This is a genomic window from Nocardioides sp. (assembly GCF_041600255.1).
Taxonomy (GTDB): Bacteria; Actinomycetota; Actinomycetes; order Propionibacteriales; family Nocardioidaceae; genus Nocardioides.
This window is the reverse complement of sequence record NZ_JBFIKK010000191.1, coordinates 1-4,462: the sequence shown is the minus strand read 5'-3', so window position 1 is coordinate 4,462 and position 4,462 is coordinate 1. Positions and strand designations below refer to the sequence as shown.

Annotated in this window: 4 protein-coding genes; 1 reads left to right on the top strand and 3 read right to left on the bottom strand. The window is 70.2% G+C overall.

Translation table 11 applies throughout. The features are described 5' to 3' along the window. Positions 1-46: 46 nt before the first annotated feature. From ABZE72_RS15890 to ABZE72_RS15880, 3 genes are read right to left on the bottom strand one after another with little or no spacing between them, the layout of a single operon-like run. Positions 47-1,210, bottom strand: a complete 1,164-nt coding sequence (locus tag ABZE72_RS15890) for a thiolase domain-containing protein (RefSeq protein ID WP_372730010.1) — start codon at positions 1,208-1,210, stop codon at positions 47-49. After that, entirely contained in the window at positions 1,210-2,274 is a 1,065-nt protein-coding gene (locus ABZE72_RS15885; RefSeq protein WP_372730009.1) for a thiolase domain-containing protein, read from the bottom strand. Before ABZE72_RS15885 ends, ABZE72_RS15890 begins: the two co-directional genes overlap by 1 nt. A 40-nt stretch (positions 2,275-2,314) precedes the next feature. Beyond that, entirely contained in the window at positions 2,315-3,304 is a 990-nt protein-coding gene (locus ABZE72_RS15880; protein WP_372730008.1) for a Zn-ribbon domain-containing OB-fold protein, read from the bottom strand. Positions 3,305-3,361: 57 nt separating this feature from the next. Here ABZE72_RS15880 and ABZE72_RS15875 point away from each other — a divergent pair, with 57 nt between their 5' ends. Next, positions 3,362-4,396, top strand: coding sequence for an LLM class F420-dependent oxidoreductase (locus ABZE72_RS15875; RefSeq protein WP_372730007.1), 1,035 nt, complete (start codon positions 3,362-3,364; stop codon positions 4,394-4,396). The last annotated feature ends 66 nt before the right edge of the window (positions 4,397-4,462 follow it).

Genomic DNA, 4,462 nt, shown 5'->3' with positions numbered 1-4,462 from the left:
CCGCTTGCGCGGACCGGCCCTTCGTCGTCGTGCTCCCGGAGGGTGGTCAGTTGATGGGGGGAGTGGAGCCCACGACCCACATCGCGAAGAACTGCGAACCGCCGCCGTACGCGTGGCCCAGCGCCCGACGGGCGCCGTCGACCTGGTGCTCGCCGGCGAGACCGCGCACCTGCAGGGCGGCCTCGGCGAAGCGGAGCATGCCGGAGGCGCCGATCGGGTTGGAGGAGAGCACGCCACCGGAGCAGTTGACCGGCAGGACGCCGTCCATCGCCGTACCGCCGGACTCGGTGAGCTTCCAGCCCTCGCCCTCGGCCGCGAAGCCGAGGTTCTCCAGCCACATCGGTTCGAACCAGGAGAACGGCACGTAGATCTCGGCTGCGTCGATCTCGGCGAGCGGATTGGTGATCCCGGCCTGCTTCCACAGGTGGGCGGCCGCATCGCGACCGGCCTGCGGGTTCACCTGGTCACGCTCGGCCGCCGAGGTGGCCTCCGAGCGCATCGCCGTGCCGTGGATCCAGGCCGGAGCGGCCGCACTGCGTGCGGTGTCGGCATCGGTGATCACCAGGGCGCAGGCGCCGTCCGAGGACGGGCAGGTCTCGTCGTAGCGGATCGGGTCCCACAGCATCTGCGAGGCCATCACCGACTCGACGGTGGTGCCCGGGTTGTGCAGGTGCGCGTAGGGGTTCTTCAGGGCGTTCTGCCGGTCCTTGGCCGCCACGATGGCACCCACGTGGGTGGGCGCCTGGGCGCGGCGGATGTAGGAGCGCACGTGAGGGGCGAAGTAGCCGCCGGCGCCCGCGTGCACCGGCATGTTGAACGGCACCGGCACCGACAGCGCCCACATGGCATTGGACTCCGACTGCTTCTCGTAGGCCACCGTGAGCACCCGCTTGTGCACGCCCGACTGGACGAGCGAGGCGGCCACGATCGCGGTCGAGCCGCCGACCGACCCGGCGGTGTGCACCCGCAGCAGCGGCTTGCCGGCGGCACCCAACGACTCGGCCAGGTACAGCTCCGGCATCATCACGCCCTCGAAGAGGTCGGGTGCCTTGCCCACGACGATCGCGTCGATGTCGTCGAGGGTCAGGTTCGCGTCCGCGAGGGCGCGGTCCATGGCCTCGCGGCACAGGCCCGCCATCGAGACGTCCTCACGCTTGGCGCGGTGGTGGGTCTGGCCCACCCCGATCACGGCTGCTGGCAGCTTGCCCATCAGTTCTTGGTCCTGTCTTGGCTGTCCATCACACACACGAGGTTCTGCTGGAGGGCGGGCCCGCTGGTGGCGTGGCCCAGCACCTTGTCGGCACGGCCGTCCCAGATCTGACGGGCCGCCTCACCGATGCGGATCAGTCCGCCGGTGAACATCGGGTTGCTCGCCAGCGAGCCGCCGGAGGGGTTGATCCGGACGTCGTCGGCGAGCCCGAGCTCACGGCGCAGGACCAGCTCCTGGTGGCTGAACGGCGCGTGCAGCTCGGCGACCTCGAGGCCGTCGAGGTCGGCTGCGGCACCGGCCCGGGCCGCGGACGGCGAGCGGGTCAGGTCGCGGGTGCCCATGCTCTGGGCGTCCACCGAATGGGTCAGGCTGGAGATCCAGGCGGGGCGCTCGCAGATGTCACGGGCCCGGTCGCCGGCGGCCAGCACGATCGCGGCGGCACCGTCGGTGACCGGTGCGCAGTCGTGCTTGCGCAACGGGTCGGCGTACATCGGCCGGGCGAGCAGCTCCTCGACCGAGGAGCCGCCCTTGCGCACGGCGTACTCGTTCTTCTCCGCGTCGGTGAGCGAACGGTTGACCACCTCGGCCATCGCTCGCTCGTCCCAGAGGCCGGCGTCCAGGCCGGCACGGGCCTGCAGCCCGGCCAGCGACACGGTGTCGGGCCACAGCGGCGTCATCGTGTACGGGTCCAGCTGGAGCGCGAGGGTACGGCGCAGCACACCCGCCGAGGACTTGCCGAAGCCGTAGACCAGTGCGGTGTCGACCTCGCCGGTCTGGATCTTCAGCCAGGCCTCGTAGAGCGCCCAGGCCGCGTCCATCTCGACGTGCGACTCGTTGACCGGCGGGATCACGCCGATCGCGTCCACCGCCTGCACGAACGAGAACGACCGCCCGGCCAGGTAGTCCGAGGAGCCCGAACACCAGAAGCCGACGTCATGACGGGTGAAGCCGGTCTGTTCGTAGCACTCCGCGAAGATCGGGACCAACATCTCCACGCAGGTGGGGGAGCCGTCGAACTCCTTCATCTGTCGCTGGGAGAACCCCACGACCGCAACGTCTCTCATGCCTTGCCCTTCTTCTGCTGCGGGGCCGTCGCGCGGCCGGTCACAGGTGCTGCCGGTAGGTCTCGAAGTCCGCGTCCGGTTCGCCGGTCGGACGGAAGTGGCTGATGTTCTCGATCGTGGTGCCCCACTCCTCGCGGGGCTTCCACACCGCCTCCACCCGCATCCCCATCCGGACCTCCTCGGCCGGCACGTCGAGGATCAGGTGCAGGAAGGCGATGTCGGCGCCGTCGAGCAGCACGTACGCCGAGACGTACGGCGGGGTGATCCGCTGTCCCAGGAACGGCACGTTGACGATGCAGAACGTGGTGACCGTGCCGACGTGCGGCAGCTCGACCTCGTCGGTGGTCGCGACGCCGTCGACCGGACACGCGCTGCGTGGCGGCACGTACACCTTGTGGCACATCGGGCAGCGCTGGGCAACGATCCGCCCCTCGGCGAGACCGCGGTAGAACGCGGACTCCTCCGGGGAGGCGGCGTACTGGTAGTCGAGGATGACGGGGGTGATGATCTCGCCGATCAGGTCCTCGCCCGTTCCGGCCGCGGCCGGAGTCGCGCCCGGGGTGTCGGAGCCGGCGTCGTCGACCAGGGGCTCGAAACAGGCGATGTCGGTCATCACGCCGGTCCGCTCCGCCGCCCAGCGGACCTGCACCCGCATGCCGGTGCTGACCTGGTCGGGCGAGGCCACGTCCAGCGCGTGCAGCATCGGCAGGTCGGCGCCGTCCAGCGTGACCAGTGCGAAGGCGAAAGGTCGGTCCAGGGGCTGACCGGCGACCGGCTCGGGCACCCAGGTCCACGAGGTCACGGTGCCGGTGGCGGCGACCTCGACGAAGTCGGACGTCTGCTGGTGGGTCACCGGGTCGAACTCAGGTGGCGGGATGACCACCCGGCCGTCCGAGGTGCGCGCGGCGACCAGGCGGCCGTCCCTGAGGCCGGTCATGAAGCGGCTCAGGACGGGCCCGACCGAGCGGGTGTAGTCGAAGGCGACCCGGACGGGAGCCTGCAGGGTGCGCGTGGAAGTTCCGGAGGACATGGTCCGAAAGTGAAACACGTTCTAGTATTTCCGGCAAGGGTTTGGGAGGGTGTCGCCATGAAACTTGGACTTCAGCTCGGTTACTGGGGCGCGCAGCCCCCCGCCGGCACCGCCGAACTCGTGTCCGCGGCCGAGGAGGCCGGCTTCGACGCCATCTTCACGGCCGAGGCCTGGGGCTCCGACGCCTTCACCCCGTTGGCCTGGTGGGGTCGGGAGACCTCGAGGGTCCGGTTGGGCACCTCGATCGTGCAGATGTCCGGTCGGACGCCCACCTCGATCGCGATGCACGCGCTGACGCTGGACCACCTCAGTGGCGGCCGGGTGGTGCTGGGCATGGGCGTCAGCGGCCCCCAGGTGGTCGAGGGCTGGTACGGCCAGCCCTTCTCCAAGCCTCTGGCCCGCACCCGCGAGGTCGTCAGCATCATCCGCCAGGTCCTGGCTCGCGAGGAGAAGGTGACCAACGACGGGCCGCACTACCCGTTGCCGTACGTCGGCGAGGGCGCCACCGGGCTCGGCAAGCCGCTCAAGCCGATCGTGCACCCGCTGCGCTCCGACATCCCGATCTGGCTGGGCGCCGAGGGGCCGAAGAACGTCGCCCAGACCGCGGAGATCGCCGATGGCTGGATCCCGATCTTCTACACGCCGAAGTCCGCGGCGATGTACCAGCCCTGGCTCGACGAGGGGTTCGCCCGCGAGGGTGCGCGGCGTACCCGCGACGACTTCGAGATCGCCGCCACCTGCCACGTTCAGATCACCGACGACAAGCAGGTCGTCCTGGACGGGATGAAGCCGGTGACCGCTCTCTACATGGGGGGCATGGGTGCCAAGGACCAGAACTTCCACAAGCAGGTCTTCGAGCGGATGGGGTACGCCGAACTGGCCGCCGAGGTGCAGGCGCTCTACCTCGAGGGCCGCAAGGACGAGGCAGCCGCACGGATCCCGGACGAACTGGTGGACGACATGCACATCATCGGCAGTGCCGGCGAGGTCCGGGAACGGGTCGCGCAGTGGGAGGAGACCGGGGTGACGACCCTGCTGCTGAGCTGCCGGTCGGCGGCCGAGGTGCGCGAGATCGCGGAGGTGCTGGCATGAGCGGGGACCTGCGGGTGGGCACCCACAACGGACACCTGATGGTCGCCGCGCTCAAGCGGCACCGGG